General features: G+C 65.8%; 16 protein-coding genes. 7 read left to right on the top strand and 9 right to left on the bottom strand.

Translation table 11 applies throughout. The features are described from left to right. Positions 1 to 164: 164 nt before the first annotated feature. The 3 genes from BTO20_RS06600 to BTO20_RS06590 all read left to right on the top strand — a co-directional run bounded on the left by BTO20_RS06600 (position 165) and on the right by BTO20_RS06590 (position 2,864). Positions 165 to 770 (top strand): DUF4352 domain-containing protein, encoded by a 606-nt coding sequence (locus tag BTO20_RS06600; protein ID WP_232491070.1) that lies wholly within the window; start codon positions 165 to 167, stop codon positions 768 to 770. Positions 771 to 1,073: 303 nt separating this feature from the next. Then, on the top strand, positions 1,074 to 1,952 hold the full coding sequence (locus tag BTO20_RS06595) for a cyclopropane mycolic acid synthase family methyltransferase (protein WP_198344472.1): 879 nt from the start codon (positions 1,074 to 1,076) through the stop codon (positions 1,950 to 1,952). 24 nt (positions 1,953 to 1,976) lie between these two features. Beyond that, the gene (locus BTO20_RS06590; protein WP_087074392.1) at positions 1,977 to 2,864 is read left to right on the top strand and encodes a cyclopropane mycolic acid synthase family methyltransferase; all 888 of its coding nucleotides are present in this window, start codon (positions 1,977 to 1,979) and stop codon (positions 2,862 to 2,864) included. Here the strand turns inward: BTO20_RS06590 and BTO20_RS06585 are convergent. Continuing rightward, positions 2,861 to 4,111, bottom strand: coding sequence for a KasA/KasB family beta-ketoacyl-ACP synthase (locus BTO20_RS06585; protein ID WP_087081710.1), 1,251 nt, complete (start codon positions 4,109 to 4,111; stop codon positions 2,861 to 2,863). The genes BTO20_RS06590 and BTO20_RS06585 overlap by 4 nt on opposite strands. Before the next feature lie 52 nt (positions 4,112 to 4,163). Continuing rightward, entirely contained in the window at positions 4,164 to 5,471 is a 1,308-nt protein-coding gene (locus BTO20_RS06580; RefSeq protein ID WP_006242193.1) for an IS256-like element ISMtu1 family transposase, read from the bottom strand. A 219-nt stretch (positions 5,472 to 5,690) separates the two neighbouring features. Between BTO20_RS06580 and BTO20_RS06575 the strand changes: the two genes are divergently transcribed. Then, a complete protein-coding gene (locus BTO20_RS06575; protein ID WP_087074390.1) occupies positions 5,691 to 6,524 on the top strand; it encodes an NYN domain-containing protein in 834 nt (277 codons plus the stop codon). Positions 6,525 to 6,528: 4 nt separating this feature from the next. On the opposite strand, the gene BTO20_RS06570 is transcribed toward BTO20_RS06575, so the two are convergent. From BTO20_RS06570 to galT, 3 genes are all read right to left on the bottom strand, one after another. Further along, positions 6,529 to 7,710, bottom strand: coding sequence for a zinc-dependent alcohol dehydrogenase (locus BTO20_RS06570; protein WP_087074388.1), 1,182 nt, complete (start codon positions 7,708 to 7,710; stop codon positions 6,529 to 6,531). A 192-nt stretch (positions 7,711 to 7,902) separates the two neighbouring features. Beyond that, entirely contained in the window at positions 7,903 to 8,994 is a 1,092-nt protein-coding gene (locus tag BTO20_RS06565) for a galactokinase (protein ID WP_087074386.1), read from the bottom strand. Next, on the bottom strand, positions 8,991 to 10,070 hold the full coding sequence (galT, locus tag BTO20_RS06560; RefSeq protein ID WP_198344275.1) for a galactose-1-phosphate uridylyltransferase: 1,080 nt from the start codon (positions 10,068 to 10,070) through the stop codon (positions 8,991 to 8,993). Before galT ends, BTO20_RS06565 begins: the two co-directional genes overlap by 4 nt. 30 nt (positions 10,071 to 10,100) lie before the next feature. Here galT and BTO20_RS06555 point away from each other — a divergent pair, with 30 nt between their 5' ends. Then, positions 10,101 to 11,813 carry a sodium:solute symporter family protein gene (locus tag BTO20_RS06555; RefSeq protein ID WP_087074382.1) on the top strand — a complete coding sequence of 571 codons (1,713 nt, stop codon included), beginning with the start codon at positions 10,101 to 10,103 and terminating at the stop codon, positions 11,811 to 11,813. Positions 11,814 to 11,822: 9 nt separating this feature from the next. Then, positions 11,823 to 12,101 (top strand): Asp23/Gls24 family envelope stress response protein, encoded by a 279-nt coding sequence (locus BTO20_RS06550; RefSeq protein WP_157680152.1) that lies wholly within the window; start codon positions 11,823 to 11,825, stop codon positions 12,099 to 12,101. On the opposite strand, the gene BTO20_RS06545 is transcribed toward BTO20_RS06550, so the two are convergent. From BTO20_RS06545 to BTO20_RS06530, 4 genes are all read right to left on the bottom strand, one after another. Next, positions 12,082 to 13,434 (bottom strand): glycoside hydrolase family 27 protein, encoded by a 1,353-nt coding sequence (locus BTO20_RS06545; protein ID WP_232491068.1) that lies wholly within the window; start codon positions 13,432 to 13,434, stop codon positions 12,082 to 12,084. The two genes, BTO20_RS06550 and BTO20_RS06545, sit on opposite strands and share 20 nt — an antisense overlap. 6 nt (positions 13,435 to 13,440) lie before the next feature. Further along, complete coding sequence (locus BTO20_RS06540) at positions 13,441 to 14,475, bottom strand: patatin-like phospholipase family protein (RefSeq protein WP_087074380.1); 1,035 nt, start codon at positions 14,473 to 14,475, stop codon at positions 13,441 to 13,443. Positions 14,476 to 14,574: 99 nt separating this feature from the next. Then, entirely contained in the window at positions 14,575 to 14,784 is a 210-nt protein-coding gene (locus BTO20_RS06535; RefSeq protein ID WP_087074378.1) for a hypothetical protein, read from the bottom strand. A 286-nt stretch (positions 14,785 to 15,070) separates the two neighbouring features. Further along, the gene (locus tag BTO20_RS06530) at positions 15,071 to 16,549 is read right to left on the bottom strand and encodes an amino acid permease (protein ID WP_232491067.1); all 1,479 of its coding nucleotides are present in this window, start codon (positions 16,547 to 16,549) and stop codon (positions 15,071 to 15,073) included. Between the two features lie 128 nt (positions 16,550 to 16,677). On the opposite strand from BTO20_RS06530, the gene BTO20_RS06525 reads away from it, so the two are divergent. Beyond that, positions 16,678 to 17,229: a VOC family protein gene (locus BTO20_RS06525; RefSeq protein WP_087074374.1), complete on the top strand. Its 552-nt coding sequence runs from the start codon at positions 16,678 to 16,680 to the stop codon at positions 17,227 to 17,229. The last annotated feature ends 10 nt before the right edge of the window (positions 17,230 to 17,239 follow it).

The raw sequence follows: 17,239 nt of genomic DNA, 5'->3' as shown, positions 1-17,239 counted from the left end.
CCATCCGAGGCCGCCAACCATCGACCGACCGGCCCCTACACCGGCCGAATCACCTGTCCCCCGATCGGGGGAACGGTTCGCGTCGACTTGTCGGTGGCGTCGTTTACGTTCGTCTGTTCGCCTGGCGTCGGCGCCGGGCACCAGTCACAGAAGGAATGATCACGATGACCAGTCCCTACCCGCAGCAGGCGCCCTACGGCTCCCATCCGCAGCAGGCCAAGAAGCGCAAATGGCCGTGGGTCGTCGCCGCCGGCGTCGCGCTCCTCATCGCAACGCCGACACTGTCGAGCAATGACACGAAGACCGACAACACGTCATCACGGACCACAACCGCCGCAGCATCGGCCCCCGAGAAGCCCGAATCGCGGGCCACGATGAACAGCCCGGTACGCGACGGAAAGTTCGAGTTCGTCGTCAAGACGGTTCAGGCCGGCCTGACCGAAGTCGGCGACAACCCGTATCTCATCGAGAAGGCCCAGGGCCAGTTCGTCGTCATTTCGCTCAGTGTCGAGAACATAGGCGACCGGGCGCAGGGGTTCAGCCCGTCGAATCAGAAGCTGTTCGACGGGCAGGGCCGCAGTTTTGACAGTGACTCATCAGCGCAGATCGCGTTGGGCAGTTCCGACATTCCTGTGTGGGATGACATCAACCCGGGTAACACCGTCGACGTCAAGCTGGTCTACGACATGCCGCTGGGCGCGGTCCCGACGAGCATCGAGCTGCACGACTCGCTGTTCTCCGGCGGCGTCACGGTGGCGCTGACGCCGTAGGTCAGTGTTGATGGGGGACGTCGTCAAAATCCTTGACGACGTCCCACCCCACACACCCCGGCGGCCCCTGAAACGACCAGCGTGCCAACGCGCCGCGCAATGGAACGGCTCACCTGACCAAACACATTTGTGCACAGCGCCTTTCACAAGCTTAGTGGGAACTCTGGCCACCAGGCAATTAGCGGAGTAATGTTCCGAAACGGCGTATGAAGAAGCGGTACGTCAGTCAGCTATCGAATCCTGCCAATAGACGGGCGGCGGATAGTGACAGCTACCCGATGCGATAAAACCACAACACCTTTCATCGGCGCCCGCCCCAGCGAGCGGCACGGGTCGACGGCGGACGAAGTCCGCTCTCATTACGACCTGTCCAACGATTTCTTCCGACTGTGGCAAGACCCCACCCAGACCTACAGCTGTGCCTACTTCGAACGTGACGACATGACGTTGGAGCAGGCGCAGATGGCGAAAGTCGATCTGGCCCTTGGCAAACTGGGCCTGCAACCAGGTATGACGTTGCTGGACATCGGTTGCGGCTGGGGCTCGACCATCATGCGCGCGGTGGAGAAATACGACGTCAACGTCATCGGCCTGACGCTCTCGCACAATCAGCTCGCGCACATCGAGGCACGTTTCGCGGAGTCTGACAGCCTGCGCAGCAAAGAGGTTCGGCTGCAACCGTGGGAAGACTTCACCGAGCCCGTCGACCGGATCGTCTCGATCGGAGCCTTCGAGCACTTCGGCTTCGAGAAGTACGACGACTACTTCAAGAAGACCTATGAGCTGCTGCCCGACGACGGCGTGATGCTGCTGCACACCATCGTCTCCACCAGCAAGGAAGAGGTCGCCGAACTGGGACTGCCGACCACCATGTCACTGATGCGGTTCTTCAGGTTCATCGTCACCGAGATCTATCCGGGCGGTCGGATACCGCTGATCGCGATGGTCGAAGACCACGCCACCACAGCAGGATTCGACGTGACCCGCAAGCAACGCCTGCGTCCGCATTACGTGCGCACCCTGGACACCTGGGCCGCCAATCTGGAAGCCCACAAGGACGAGGCCATCGCGATCACCTCCGACGAGGTCTACGAGCGGTATCTCAAGTACCTGACGGGCTGCGCGGACCTGTTCCGCAAGGGCTACACCGACGTCTGCCAATTCACCTGCGAGAAAACATAACTCAATCACAGAGGGGGTCATCCGATGGCTGAGAGCAGCACGGCTACGGCGCAGATGCGGCCATACTTCGAGGACGTGCAGGCCCACTACGACCTCTCGAACGACTTCTTCGGACTCTTCCAGGACCCGTCGCGGACCTACAGCTGCGCGTTCTACGCGCGCGACGACATGACACTCGAAGAGGCTCAGCTGGCCAAGATCGACCTTGCCCTCGACAAACTCGGACTGCAGCCCGGCATGACACTGCTCGACGTCGGGTGCGGCTGGGGTGCGCTGATGAGGCGCGCCATCGAGAAGTACGACGTCAACGTCGTCGGCCTGACGTTGAGCAGGAATCAGCACGCGTACACACAAAGCCTTCTGGACACCGTCGCCAGCGATCGGTCACACCAGGTGCACCTGCGGGGCTGGGAACAGTACGACGATCCCGTGGACCGCATCGTCAGCATCGAGGCCTTCGAAGCATTCGGAAAGTCCCGGTACGCAGCGTTTTTCGACATGGCGCACCGCGTTCTACCCGCCACCGGATCGATGGTGCTGGAAACGATCTTCACCCATCCCATCAACTACTGGCGCGAGCACGCCATCCCGGTGACCATCAGCGACATGAAGTTCACCCGGTTCATCGGCAAGGAGATCTTTCCCGGCGGCCAGCTGCCCTCCGATGAAGATGTGCTCGAATACTCCTCCGGTTCCGGCTTTTCGACCGTCGAGCTGCAACTGATGAATCCGCACTACGTCCGCACGCTCGACACCTGGGCGGCGAATCTCGCCGAGCACCGCGACGCGGCGATCGCCACGACCTCGACCGAGGTGTACGAGCGGTACATGCACTACCTGACCGGATGTGCCGACTTCTTCCGCCGCGGGATCGCCGAGGTCGCGCAGTTCACTCTCGCCAAGCGGAACTAGTACGCGCCGAACGCCAACGCGACGTTGTTGCCGCCGAATCCGAACGAGTCGCTGATTGCGTAGTGGAAGCGGCCGCGGCGCGGCTGGTCGGCCACCACGTCCAGGTTGATCTCGGGATCGTGGTTCTTGTGGTTCAGCGTGGGCGGGATGACACCGTCGCGCAGGGCCTGCACCGTCAGCACCGCCTCCACCGCGCCCGCGGCTCCCAGCGAGTGTCCCAGCGCAGCTTTGGGTGCGTACACCGCGGGTGTCTGCGCGCCGAGGGCCCGATGGATGGCGTGCGCCTCGGCCTGGTCCCCGGCGACTGTTCCGGTGGCGTGCGCGTTGACGTGATCGATGTCGGCCGGCGTGAGGCCGGCCAGCTCGATGGCCCGGCTGATCGCGGCACCGGCCCGCTCGCCTTCGGGGTCCAATTCGACAGCGTCGTAACAGTCGCAGGTGATGCCGACGCCCATGAGGCGGGCGAGAACAGGCGCGCCACGCGCCTTGGCGTGCTCTTCGGTCTCGATGAGCATCAACGCGCCGCCCTCACCGAACACCATGCCGTCGCGGTCGGCGTCGAACGGACGGCACGCGGCAGACGGATCCTGGTTGTAGGTCGACAGCATGCCCAACTGGCAGAACGCCGCGACCGGCACCGCCTCGATCCACGATTCGACGCCGCCGCAGATGGCGACGTCGGCGTCGCCGAAGATGATGTGCCGCCACGCGTGCGCGATGGCCGAGGCCCCTGATGCGTCGGCCATCAGGGGAGAGATGACGCCCGCCTTGGCTTGCCGCTCCAAACCGACCGCGGCAGCCGCCCCGTTCGGCATGTACTTCGGGATCGCGGTCGGCGGCACGGCGCGCAATCCCTTCTGCAGCCAGGTGTCGTACTGCAGGGTCAGTTCTTCGGTCGAACCCAGCGCCAGGCCGATCGACACGAGCAGCCGCCGGGTATCGACGTCGGGCGCCCCGGCGCTCTCCCACAGTCGCCGGCCGAGCACCGTCGCCATCTGGCCGGTGTACGAAAGCCGTTTGCGTTCAACGCGACTCAGAAGACTTTCGATATTCTCGGTGAGCTGTCCACCGATCCGCACGGGCGAATCGAATTCGGTCACGAACGGTCTGTCGAGGTCGCGGATACCAGTGCGGCCCTCCAACAACAACTGCCAGGTTTCCTCGGCCTCCGCCGCCAGCGCAGTCGTCGATACCGCCGCCGTCACTACGACGTCGGTCAATCCATCGCCTGTAGTCTTTGCACCCATCATGAGCATGTCCCGAGTCGCGTGGAATTTGGGTGACGATCCACGATGAACTCTAGGCGGCGGCACCGACAGATTTGGTGTCGGCGCCGGTGTCGGGGTGAGCGTGTCGGCGCAGGGCGTCGACGAGCTGGGGCATCTGCTTGTGGCCCTTGATGCGACGGAAGGATCGTTCGGCGTTGAGCATGCCGGCCGCGGTCCAGCGCAGCACCATCTGCCCGTCGCGCCAGCGGGTGACGTTGCGATTGGTGGTCCGGGCGATGGAGATCATCGACTCGACCGGATTGGACGTGGTCAACGTCTTGGCGAGGCGGCCGTCGATGCCGAGGCGGGCGACAGTGAACATTTCCTCCAGCCCCTCGCGCAGGCTGGCGGCCGCACTGGGATAGTTCTTACCAAGTTGCCCGGCAAGGCTTTTCGCGTTGCGCAACCCGGTGTCTGGGTCAGGGTGGGCGAAGGCCTTGACCAACTTGGCGTCCACCCAGGCCTTGTCCTTGTCGGGCAGATGATCAGCGACATTTCTCCGCTTGTGCAAGGTACATCTTTGGATGAGGGCCTTGGCGCCGAACACCTCACGCACCGCCGCGGACAGCGCCTTGGCGCCGTCGCAGACGACCAGCAGCCCATCGTCGATGGCCAGGCCGCGCTCGACCAGGTCGGCCAGCAGCGAGCGGACCACGGTCTTGTTCTCCGTGGAGCCGTCCCACAGCCCGACCGGGACCTTCGTTCCGTCGGCGGTGATCGCCAGCGCGACCACCACGCACCGCTGGGCCATGTGCTCCCCATCCAACATGAGCACCTTGATGTCCAGCTCGCTCAAGTCGCGGCTCATCAGCTCGCCCAGCGCGGTCTCGGTCTGGCGCACGAATCGGCGCGAAATCGCCGAGCGGCTAGTCGATTTCGCCTCCTCGCCGACCTGGGCGCCCACCGGCTCCGCAGTGCGGGCGTGCCGGCGGGTGGCCACCCCGGCCAGCATCCGCTCCATCACCACCTGGGTCAGCAGGTCATCGGCGGCGAAGTGCGCATAGGTGCTCAGCGCCACCTCGCTCCCATCCAGAGTGCGTGCCCGCGGCCGGGCCACCGGCACCCGCCGACCACCAAGGGTCACCGACCCCTTCCCACTGCCGTGGCGCACCGAAATCCGGTCAGCGTCGTGCTTGCCCTTCGGCCCGCACGCCGCGGCGATCTCGGCCTCAAACATCGTCTGCATCACCGCCATCCCGGCGGCCACGCTCATCGCCAACAACCCCTCCCGGGCCGCCCCGGCGATGCTGGTCATCGCCAGCCGGATCTCCTCCGGCAGCTCAGGCAACCCGGCGGCGTCGGTCGTGTCAGCGAGGCGAACAGTAGGTACGGTCTTCATGGCGGTCCCTTACTCCTTCTTCGAGGTGTACTTGGTCGTTCACCCGAAGACCTACCATCTGGCGGGCATCAGGTGAGGGACCGCCACCTCAAATTCCACGAAGACCGGGACAACCTCCCCATCATGGCCCCTTGAGGTGACAGCAATAACTGTAGGACTACCCAGGCCGGCACGGGTCCAAATCAGCACAGTCGGGCATTCATACGCCAGACTGAGTTCATGACCGAACCCGCCACCCGCGTCGCGGTCTACCTCGACTTCGACAACATCGTCATCTCGCGCTATGACCAGGTCAACGGCCGCAGCTCGTTTCAGCGTGACAAGGCCAAGGGACTCGAGGCGGACAAGCTCACCAAGGCCACCGTCGACGTCGCCGCGATCCTCGACTTCGCGTCGTCCTTCGGCACCCTGGTGCTCACCCGCGCCTACGCGGACTGGTCGGCCGACGTCAACGCGGGATACCGCGAGCAGCTCGTCGGGCGCGCGGTCGACCTGGTGCAGTTGTTCCCGGCCGCGGCATATGGCAAGAACGGCGCCGACATCCGGCTCGCGGTCGATGCCGTGGAGGACATGTTCCGGCTGCCCGACCTGACGCATGTGGTGATCGTGGCCGGCGACTCCGACTACATTCCGCTCGCTCAACGCTGCAAGCGGTTGGGCCGCTACGTCGTCGGCATCGGGGTCGCGGGCTCGTCGAGCCGCGCGTTGGCCGCGGCGTGCGACGAATTCGTGATCTACGACGCGCTTCCCGGCGTTCCCACCCCGGAACCGGCCCCAGAACCCAAGCAGCAGAAGCGCACCCGCAAAACTGCCGAACCGGACCCGCAGGCCGAGGCCACCGCGCTGCTCACCCGCGCCCTGCGGATCGGGCTGGAGAAGGACGACGTGGAGTGGCTGCACAATTCGGCGGTCAAGGCGCAGATGAAGCGCATGGATCCGTCGTTCAGCGAGAAGTCCCTGGGTTTCCGGTCTTTCAGTGATTTCCTGCGGTCACGCGCCGACGTCGTCGAATTGGACGAGAGTTCGACGACGCGAATGGTCAAGCTGCGCTAGCGGCTCACGGCTTCAGCATCATCTTGACGGCGCCGTCCTGCTTCTTCTGGAACATCTCGTAGGCCCGCGGCGCGTCGTCGAGCGGCAGAACGTGGCTCGCGAAGGTGTCGACGCCCAGCGGATCGTCCGCGGTGAGCAGCGGCATGATGTCGTCGACCCACTTCTTCACGTTGGCCTGCCCCATCCGGAGCTGCACCTGCTTGTCGAACATCGTCAACATGGGCAGCGGGTCCGCGCTGCCGCCGTACACCCCGATGAGCGATATGGTGCCGCCGCGGCGCACGATGTCGATCGCCGAGTACAGCGCGTCGAGCCGATCGAGTCCCGCCACCTGCATCATGGGTTTCGCGATCATGTCCGGCAACGCCGCCGTCACCCGCTGCATGACCTGCGCGACCGGTGAGCCGTGCGACTCCATCCCCACCGCGTCGATCACCGAATCCGTGCCGCGTCCGGCGGTCATCGACCGGATCTCGTCGCCAAGGGTGCGGTCGAGGGTGTCGAGGTCGACGGTGGTGATGCCGCGGGCCTCCGCGCGCAGCAGCCGCTCGGGAACCCGGTCGACCGCGATGACCCGGTAGCCGAGATGGCTGGCGATGCGTGCCGACATGTCGCCGATGGGGCCGAGACCGAGGACCGTGACGGATCCGCCGTCGGGGATGTCGGCGTAGGCGACCGCCTGCCAGGCGGTCGGCAGCACGTCGGACAGATAGATGAATCGCGAGTCGGGCGGTCCGTCGGGCACCTTGATGTGGGTGAACTGAGCCTGCGGCACCCGCAGGTATTCCGCCTGCCCGCCGGGCACCTCGCCGTAGAGCTCGGAGTAGCCGAACAGCGCTGCGCCCTTGCCCTGTTCGCGCACCTGGGTGGTCTCGCACTGGGTGTAGAGCTGCCGGTCGCACATGTAGCAGTGGCCGCAGGAGATCTGGAACGGCACCACCACCCGGTCACCGACGGACAGATCGCCGACGGACGAACCGACCTCGGTCACGATGCCCATGGCCTCATGGCCGAGGATGTCGCCCTCGTGCATGAAGGCACCGAGCACCTCGTAAAGATGCAGGTCGGAACCGCAGATGTTGGTGGAGGTGACTTCGATGATCGCGTCATCGGGTTGTTCGATTTTCGGATCCGCGACGGTGTCCACCCGTACGTCACGTCGCCCATGCCACGTTACCGCTTTCACAGCAATTCCCCGTCCGTCGGTTCCATCGGCTTGATCGGCGCATGGCTACCCGGGAATCTGGGCCCTAAACTACGTTGCGCGCACTGTGGCGAACGTGCAGGTTCTTGCGCTCAGACGCACGAAGTACCGCGACAGGCTGCACGCTCGCCACAGTGTCTGGAACAGACATGGCGGACGATCCGGCGCCCGGTGCTACGCCGAATCCCCGAGCCCCGCGCCGCCGCCCGCGTGCGTCCTCGTGACGAGCGGTTCCTGATAGCCCGCATCGCGCACCGCGCGCAGCACCGCGTCAGTGACGTCGTCAACCCGCTCCTCGGGCACGAGCGCGATGACGCACCCACCGAAGCCACCGCCGGTCATCCGCGCCCCGAACGCGCCGGCCTGCACGGCGCTCGCCGCGATGAGGTCGAGGTGCGGCGTGGTGATCTCGAAGTCGTCGCGCATCGATTCGTGCGACGCGGTCCACAGCGCACCGGCCGCGGTGAAGTCCGAAGCCGCCATCGCCGCAACGCATTCGAGTACACGCTGGTTCTCGGTCACGATGTGACGGGCCCGCCGGGCATCGACGGGATCCTTGACGGCCTGCAGCGCCGAGGCCGTGGAGACCTCCCGCAGCGACGCCACACCGAGGGCGGCCGCTGCGCGTTCACACGACGCGCGCCGGGCCGCGTACTCGCCGCCGGCGTGGGCGTGCCGGGCCCGCGAGTCGATCAACAACAGCGCCGTGCCGGACGATTCCGGCGCGAACGGCACCGACTGGACGGTGACGTCGCGGAAGTCGATGAGCATGGCCTGGCCGGGTTCCCCGAACAGGGATGCCAGCTGGTCGAGCAGACCTGTTGGCGCGCCGACGTACTCGTTCTCGGCGCGCTGGGCGATCCGGGCCTGCTCGATGCGGTCGAGTTCGATCCCGGCCGAGGTGAGCAGGGCGCCGAGGACCGCGCATTCCAACGCCGCTGACGACGACAGCCCCGAGCCCACCTCGACGTCACTGGTGATCGACATCGTCCCGCCCGGTACGGCATGCCCGGCGCAGCGCAGCGCCCACACCACCCCGGCGACGTAGCCGGCCCAGTCCGCAACCTCGCCGGGCTTCGTCGCAAGCGGAACCCGCACCGGGCCGTCGCCCAACGCACTCGAAACCTCCAGCACGTCAGAGGTATCCGAGTCGAAGACCACCGATGTGCGCTGCGGCAACGCGATCGGCAGCGCGAATCCCAGGTTGTAGTCGGTGTGTTCGCCGATCAGGTTGACCCGGCCCGGAGCGGAGTATCGGACGGTCATGCCAGCTCCCGCAGCCGCTGCGCCACGCTCTCAGGCGTCACGTCGCCGATGAACGCATCCATGGCCGATTCGGAACCCGCCAGGTATTTCAGCTTGGTGGCGCTGCGGCGGATCGACATCAGCTCGATGTGGAAGTATCCGTCACCCTGCACACCGGCGCCCGAATACTGGTGCAGCGCCGATATGTACGGCAGGGGCGCCGAGTACATGCGGTCGAAGCGGCCCAGCACGTCGAGGTAAATCGAGGCCAGCGCGTCGCACTCGGCGGTGGAGAGCTCAACGACGTTGGGCACCAGCCGGTTCGGGTAGATGTGCACCTCCACGGGCCAGCGGGCCGCGAACGGCACGAACGCGGTGAACAGGTCGTTCTGCGCCACCAGGCGTTGTCCGTTCGCCTGTTCGGCGGCCAGCAGCGAGGCAAAGAGGTTGCCGCCGTGAGTCTCCCGGAAGCCGGTGGCCTGCCGCAGCATGACCTCCGTCCGGGGCGTCAGGTAGGGGTACGCGTAGATCTGGCCGTGCGGATGGGTCAGCGTCACGCCGATCTCCTCGCCGCGGTTCTCGAAGCAGAAGACCTGCTCGACACCGGTCCGTTTGAGAAGATCGGCGGTGCGGTGCCGCCACGCGTCGACCACCAACCGGGCATGCACGAGCGGCAACTCGCTGAACGAACCCGTGTGGTTGCTGGTAAAGCAGATCACCTCGCAGCGCCCGTAGCCGGCCGCGGCGACGAACCCGGCGTCGGCGGGCGGAGCCACCACGCCCTCCCCCGCCAGGCTCGGGAACCGGTTCTCGAACACCGCCACGTCGTAGTCCGGCGCGGGGATCTCGCTGGTCTCACCCGTCGGCCCCGGACACAGCGGGCATTGATCGGGCGGCGGCTTGTAGGTGCGGTCCTGCCGCGCGGCCGCGATGATCACCCACTGCCCGGTCGTCCGGTCGAAACGCAGTTCGGTCGGGTGCGACCCGCCCGGGCCGAGCGGCCGCTGATCAGGCACCGGGGCGGGCACATGTCCTGGCAGCGCGAAGAAAAACAGGTCGCGCCCGTCGGCCAGTTTCCAATGTGTCGGCTCCGTCACAGTTCCGAACACTAGTATCTTTCCTGACCTCTGGACGAAGGAGCGAAAACGAATACCAACGTCCTGCACTTGAACGTCGGCATACTCGACTACGCGCTGATCGCGATCTACTTCGTATTCGTGCTCGGCATCGGCCTTCTGGCCCGCAGCCAGATCACCTCCAGTCTCGATTTCTTCCTGTCCGGCCGCCGGCTACCCGCGTGGGTCACCGGTATCGCGTTCGTGTCGGCGAACCTGGGCGCGGTGGAGATCATGGGCATGTCCGCCAACGGCGCCCAAATCGGCCTGGCCACAATGCATTACTACTGGATCGGCGCCGTCCCGGCGATGCTGTTCCTCGGCGTCATCATGATGCCGTTCTACTACGGCTCCAAAGTGCGCAGCGTCCCCGAATTCATGCGCCGACGCTTCGGCCCCGGCGCCCACCTGGTGAACGCCATCAGCTTTGCCGTTGCGCAGGTGCTGATCGCCGGGGTCAACCTGTTCTTGCTGGCGACAGTGATCAACGCGTTGCTCGGTTGGTCGCAATGGATTTCGCTGATAGTCGCCGCGGCGATCGTGCTGACCTACACCGCGCTGGGCGGGCTCTCGGCCGCGATCTACAACGAAGTTCTGCAGTTCTTCGTCATCCTCGCCGCACTCGTGCCGCTGACGATCTTCGGGCTCATCAAAGTGGGTGGCTGGAACGGTCTGCGAGACAAGGTGATCGACACCGTCAAGGCCGGCGGCTCGGTGACCGCCAGCACCCACGACCAGCTCACCACCTGGCCTGGTCAGGCGCTCAGCGGTTTCACCAGCCCCGTGTGGTCGGTGATCGGCATCGTGTTCGGCCTCGGCTTCGTGCTGTCGTTCGGCTACTGGACCACCAACTTCGTCGAGGTGCAACGCGCCATGGCGTCCAGCTCGATGTCGGCGGCACGTCGAGCGCCGATCATCGGGTCGTTCCCCAAGATGCTCATCCCGTTCGTGGTGGTACTGCCCGGCATGATCGCCGCGGCCACCATCGGCGACGTGATACAGCTGAAATCGACCGGCAGCGGCCAGGTCACCTACAACGACGCCATCCTGCTCATGGTCCGCGACATCCTGCCCAACGGCCTGCTCGGCGTGGCGGTCACCGGCCTGATCGCGTCGTTCATGGCCGGTATGGCGGCCAACGTGTCAGCGTTCAACACGGTGTTCAGCTACGACATCTGGCAGCAGTACGTAGTCAAGGACCGCCCCGACCACTACTACATCCAGGTCGGCCGGTTCGCGACCGTGGCCGCGACGGTGCTGGCGATCTTCACCGCGCTGATCGCCTCTGGCTACTCCAACCTGATGGACTACCTGCAGACGCTGTTCGGCTTCTTCAACGCGCCGCTGTTCGCGACGTTCATCCTCGGCATGTTCTGGAAGCGGATGACGGCGACCGCCGGCTGGACCGGTCTGGTGGCCGGAACACTGTCGGCCATCACCGTTTTCGCGCTGTCCAAGGCCGGGGTGATCGACCTGCCGGGGCAAGGCATGCCGTTCCTGGCCGCCAGCGCCGCGTTCGTCGTCGACATCGTCGTCAGCATCGTGGTGAGCCTGGTGACCGCGCCGAAACCCGAGGCAGAGCTGACCGGGCTGGTCTACTCGCAGACCCCGGTGAAGCTGTTCGGCGATCCCGAGGATGCCGGAAAGCCGTGGTACCTCAAGCCCGTTCCGCTGGCCGGCGTGATGCTGGCCTGCGTCGTCGTCCTCAACATCGTGTTCCACTAGGAGGTGCCCGTGTTTGCGCGCCTGTTCGACATCCGCAACATCGTGGGTGCACTGCTGGGCATCTTCGGCGTGCTCCTGACCATCGCCGGGTTCGCGCCCGCAGTGCTCGGGCCGCATTCGCCGTCCAATGCTCACAACAAGGTCGACCTCTACGTCGGAACCAGCGCCAACTGGTGGGTGGGTCTGGTGCTGATCGCCGTATCGGCGATATTCATCGGGTGGGCGCTGCTGCGTCCCGTCCCCGTCGACGAGATACCGTCCGAGACGCCTACCGACACCCCGGACTGACCTTGAGCAGCGTCACCGTGTGCGGGGGCACCGGCTCTCGGCCGATGACGTCGAGGGTGTGGGTTTTGGTGCGGGCCCACAGATCTCGGACCGCATAGCAGGTTGCCGGGCCCATCCCGATCTGCACGGCCGTCGTGGAGATGTTCTGGGGCGTATCGGCGGAGTTGTACAGCGCGACCGCCACCGTGCCGTCGGAGAGCGGCTTGACCAGGACTCGAGGATCGGCCATCGACCGTGCTGGGCTGACCGACGGATCCTGGTCGATCGCGATCACGTCGGGGTTGATGAGAATGTCCCGGGTCTGGGCATCGATGGACCGAACATCGTTGCCCGCGATCAGCGGCGCCGAGAGCATGGCCCACAGCGACAGGTTCGCCCGCTGTTCGGCGGCGGTCATATCGGGTTGTCTGAGCAGAAGTTGGCTGAGCTGATCGTCGGGCAGTTCGGTGGGGCTTTCCTTCAGATGGTTGCGGACCGCTTGCAGGTGGTGTGCGACGAAATCGCTCCAGCTCACTCCGACGACGAGGGCGTCGGGATCGGTCCAATACCCGCGCTTGCTCGGCCCGACAACCCGTGCGGCGGCGTCGAATTGGTCCGGTGTGCCGAGGAAGTCGTGGTCACCGAACGGATCCGTCGGCCCGAGCGAGGGCATGGTGTCCCGCCATACCGGCACCAGATCGGTTGTGGTTCGGGCCATGTCGGCGACATCGGACCAGTCGTAGCGGGAACCTGCGGTCGGGTCGTCGGAGCTGTTCGGGTTGATGCTGTACAGGATCGGACGACCGGTCGCGCGCAACGCGTCCCGCATCGCGGTGAACACCTTCACCTGGTGCGTGTGGTCGGCCTCGTCGCGGCACCAGTCGTACTTCAGGTAGTCCACACCCCAGTCGGCGAACTCGTGCGCATCGGTGTCCTCATGCCCGGCACTGGCGAGCGCGGGTTGGGCGCTGCAGCGCTCGTCGAACGGGCTTGCGTAAAGCCCGAGCAGCATGCCGCGGTCGTGAGCGTGACGGGCCACCGCAGCCATGCCGTCGGGGAAGCGCACCGGGTCCGCCTGCAACTCGCCGTTGGAATCCCGTTGCGGCGCAGCCCAACCCGCGTCGATGTTGACGTAGCGGTAGCCGGCCTCACGCATGCCGGACGACACCATCGCATCGATGGTGTCGTCGATGTTCTTCTCCGTGAGGGCGATGCCGGAATTCCACGAATTCCACCCCATCGGCGGGGTCGACGGTATGGGTGCCGGCGGCGACGACGTGTGAGCCGTCGCGCAACCTCCCTGCAGCGCGACGACCACACCCAACACGACCATGCCGACCAGCAGACGACGCATCGCGGATCAGCTCATCCGATGAGCCGCGCGGAACCGCTCGACGTAGGCTGGCCAGTTCCAGGTGGACAGGAAGTCGGTGGTCGCCTGATACCCGTTGTCGTAGAGCACCTCGGCTTCGTCTCGGGTGATGTCGAAGTCGAGCACCCCGGTGGCCGTCGAATCCACCTGGATCGCCCGCACCTTCACCCACGGTTGACTGAGGTAGGTCTGGTCGTGGCCGACCAGCATGGTGGTGATCAGGCTCTCCAGCAGTGGCGGTCCGTGCAGTGGCCCCAGCCCGGGAATCAGCTGCTCGATCGTCGGCGCAGGCAGATACGGAATCACGGTCGCGCCGAATGTGGGCCACCGCGGCACTTTGCCGTCGGCCCGGTCGAAGGAATCGATCGGGAAGTTGGACAGCACGCCGCCGTCGACGAGCGTGTACTGCTCCCCACCGACGCCTTCGAGGGTGACCGGCTGGAACAGGAACGGAATCGCCATCGAGGCGCGCACGGCGTCGGCCACCAACTGTTCGTCCGGGTCCAGACCGTAGAGCCGTCGATAATCCCAGGGCAACCGCACCAATTGGCCCGATGTCAGGTCGGCCGTGGTGACGACCAGGCGGTACCGTCGCTCCGGCGGCAGCTGGTCGTCGTCGATGGCCATGTCGCCAAAGGTGCTGACGCCCAGGTTCTTCAGTTCGGTGCGCATCCAGGCGTGCGCGAAATCCCCGCGGTAGATCCCGGTCTCACGCAGCAACCCCCATGCCGGTCCCAGGATCGGGATGCGTTCGATCGGACCGCTGTCCCGGAACTTCCGATAGGGCACGTCCAGCGCCAGCTCGCGCAGCTGCTCGCTGGTCAGCTGATCGCCTTGCGCCGCCGCGGCCACCACGGCTCCGACCAGCGAGCCCGCCGACGTGCCCGATATCCGCTGGAGCTCATACCCGGCGTCCTTCAGCGCGACGGCGGCACCCACCAGACCGATGCCCTTGACGCCGCCGCCGGACAGGACGAGGTCGGCGCGGAGGGGCTGACGGCGCGGAGTCTGATTCGCAGCCATGGCCCCAGCCTGGCACGCAATGCTGGGGATCTCCTCGGATTCGCCCCAGGCGGAATGAGAAGAGCCCGGACACTGTCCGGGCTCCTCGGGCAACGCCGATCAGGCGTGGTGGTTCTGGTGGTGGTGATGCGCGGCGGTGGCCGGCTGCGGGAAATTGTGCTGGCCCGGGAACGCCTCGTGATGGCTCACCGACGGACCGGTGTTGACCGCCGAGGTCTCGGCCTGACTGGCGGCGGCGGCACCCAGCGCGATGATCGCAGGAGCGGCAGCCAGAGCGAAACCAGCGGCGATACGGCGAGAGATCGACATGATCAAATCCTTTGTTTCAGCGGGCTTTTGAAGTTCTCATCCGGTGTGATCCGGTGTTGAGATAACAATGCCCCACTGCGACACGCGTCAGTATCGGCCGACCAGCCCCCACACCAGCTGAACCCGCCGTCCCCCGATCGGGGGAAGCCACCAAACCCTCGCGAGCAGACACTCAGGTACGCCAAACGCGGCGTGTCGCGGACCTGAGTGACTGCTCGCGAGAGAAACCGGCGCCCGTCAATGACAAGGAGCCCGGGCAGGTGCCCGGGCTCTTTGTTGCGTGCGGTTATGACTCGTCGGGCCCTGCGGCGTCGACGCGTTCCCCGACCGGAACCGTGATGCGGTCGCGGCACTTCACGTACACGGCCACGCCCAGGATGCCCAGGCTCACCAGGGAGATGACCATGCTCCAGTTGACGAACCACGGCTGTCCTGGCTGCGTGCGCGGCCACAGCACATTGAGCACCTCAAAGGCCAGCCACGCGGCCGCCGCGTAGGTCACCGGCGCGCCCCAGCGTCCCAGCGTGAAGACGCCGGGAACCCAGCGCCCAGCCAGCCGGGTCAGCGCGGCGGCGAAGACCGGAACGGCAAACGCGATGTAGGGACCCATCACCGAGAAGTTGACCAGGACGTTGTACAGGTCAGAGCCGGCGAACAGCAGGAAGAACGCGGCGACCACCGCGGTCAGCCCGATCGCCCGAATCGGCATCCGCTCGGGACCGCCCAGCTTCGACAGGAATGCGGCGCCGGGCAGCGCGCGGTCGCGCGCCATCCCGTACACGGCCCGCGACACCGCCGACTGCACCGCCAGGCACGCGGACATGAAGCCGATGACGAACATCAGCAGCAGCGGCTTGGCGATCGACGAGCCGAGCTGCGCCGTCAGGGTCGCCGACACCGGATCGCCGCTCTGCTCGCTGAGCACTGCCGAGAGATCAGGGATCGCGAGGATGACGGCAGCCGCGGAGTACATCACGATGATGCCGACCAGCAGCAGCGCGAAGACGATGGCCTTCGGCACGTTGCGCTCGGGGTTTTCCACCTCCTCGGCGATCGACCCCGCCGACTCGAAGCCGAGGAAGGCCCAGCCCACGAAGGCCACCGCGACGAGCATGGTGCTCAACGTGCTTCCGGACCCGTCGGGAAGGCCCTGGAAAAGGGTCGACACCGGGTTGACGCGATGGAAGAGCAACAGCACGGTGCCCAGCCCGACCGAGCCGACGATCTCGCAGATGATGCTCGCGACAATCATGACCTTGAGCACCTGGCGGCCGATCATATTGGCGGCCGTGGTGAAGCAGATGACGCCGATCGAGACGGCAGCAAGCAGCCAGCGGCTGGGCGACTCGACTCCGAACACCTCGAGGATGAATCCCGCTGCGGCATAGGCCATCGTGGAGAGGGTCAGGGTGAGGCCCCAGATGTAGGCCCACGCTGCCGTCCAGCCCCAGGTCGTGCCCTTGGCGTGCCGCGCCCACTGATAGACGCTGCCGGCATATGGAAAACGCGAGGCCAGCTCACCGAAGACCAACGCGACGAGCAACTGGCCGCACAGCACGATCGGGAAGGCCCAGAAGAACCGCGGGCCGGCAGCGAAGAGGCCGAGCGCGAAGATCGCGTACAGCGCCACAATCGGCGAGATGTCGGCGAACGCCAGCGACAACGCGGCGCGGAAGCCGAAGCCGCGATTCAGGACATCGTGGCCGGTTGTGCGCGACGGCGTCACCGGGTCGTCGGCAACACTCTCTGGGCTTCCAAGCGCCACATTTCCTCCTTGAGCCGAAGTGGCCCAATCCTGACGAACGCCGTGGCTGCGCACCAGCCGCATCGAGGCACATCCTGAACCGGCAAGTTTGTGCGAATGTCTAAGGAGTCGACGTGCGAGGAGGGGCGATGCGCTGGCGGGGTGTCAGTCACGTGGAGTTCGCGGTACTGGATTACGACGCGTCGATCGAGTTCTACGACGCGATGTTCGGATGGCTCGGCTATCACAGCTTTTCGAGCTTGAACATGGAATATCAGTCGATCTACTACATGACGCGGTTCGTCAATCCACACAGCTATATCGGCATCCAGCCGGCCCGGACCGGCGAAAAACTGACCCACACCGACCAGGCCGTAGGCATCAACCACATCGCGTTGTGGGCCCGCGGCCGCAAGGAGATCGACCGCTTTCATCGCGAGTTCCTGATCCCACGCGCAATCCCGGTCACCGATGAGCCCAAGGAGTATCCCCAGTACTGGCCCGGCTACTACGGCGTGTTCTTCGACGACCCGATCAACGGCATCCACTGGGAGCTGGCCTGGGTGCCGCCCATGCCCACGCCGCGGCAGCTGTGGGCGTTCTATCGCGCGATTCGCGGCTTCGCCAAGAGCCGGCCCGACCTGGCCAACACCGTGCCCGGTGTGACCCTGCAGGCGCGGCGAACCCTGCCCAAGGGGTGATCCGCACAAG

Source organism: Mycobacterium dioxanotrophicus, assembly GCF_002157835.1.
In the GTDB taxonomy this organism is placed as follows: Bacteria; Actinomycetota; Actinomycetes; order Mycobacteriales; family Mycobacteriaceae; genus Mycobacterium; species Mycobacterium dioxanotrophicus.
Note: the sequence above shows the minus strand (reverse complement) of the source record. Positions and strands in the feature narration are given on the sequence as shown.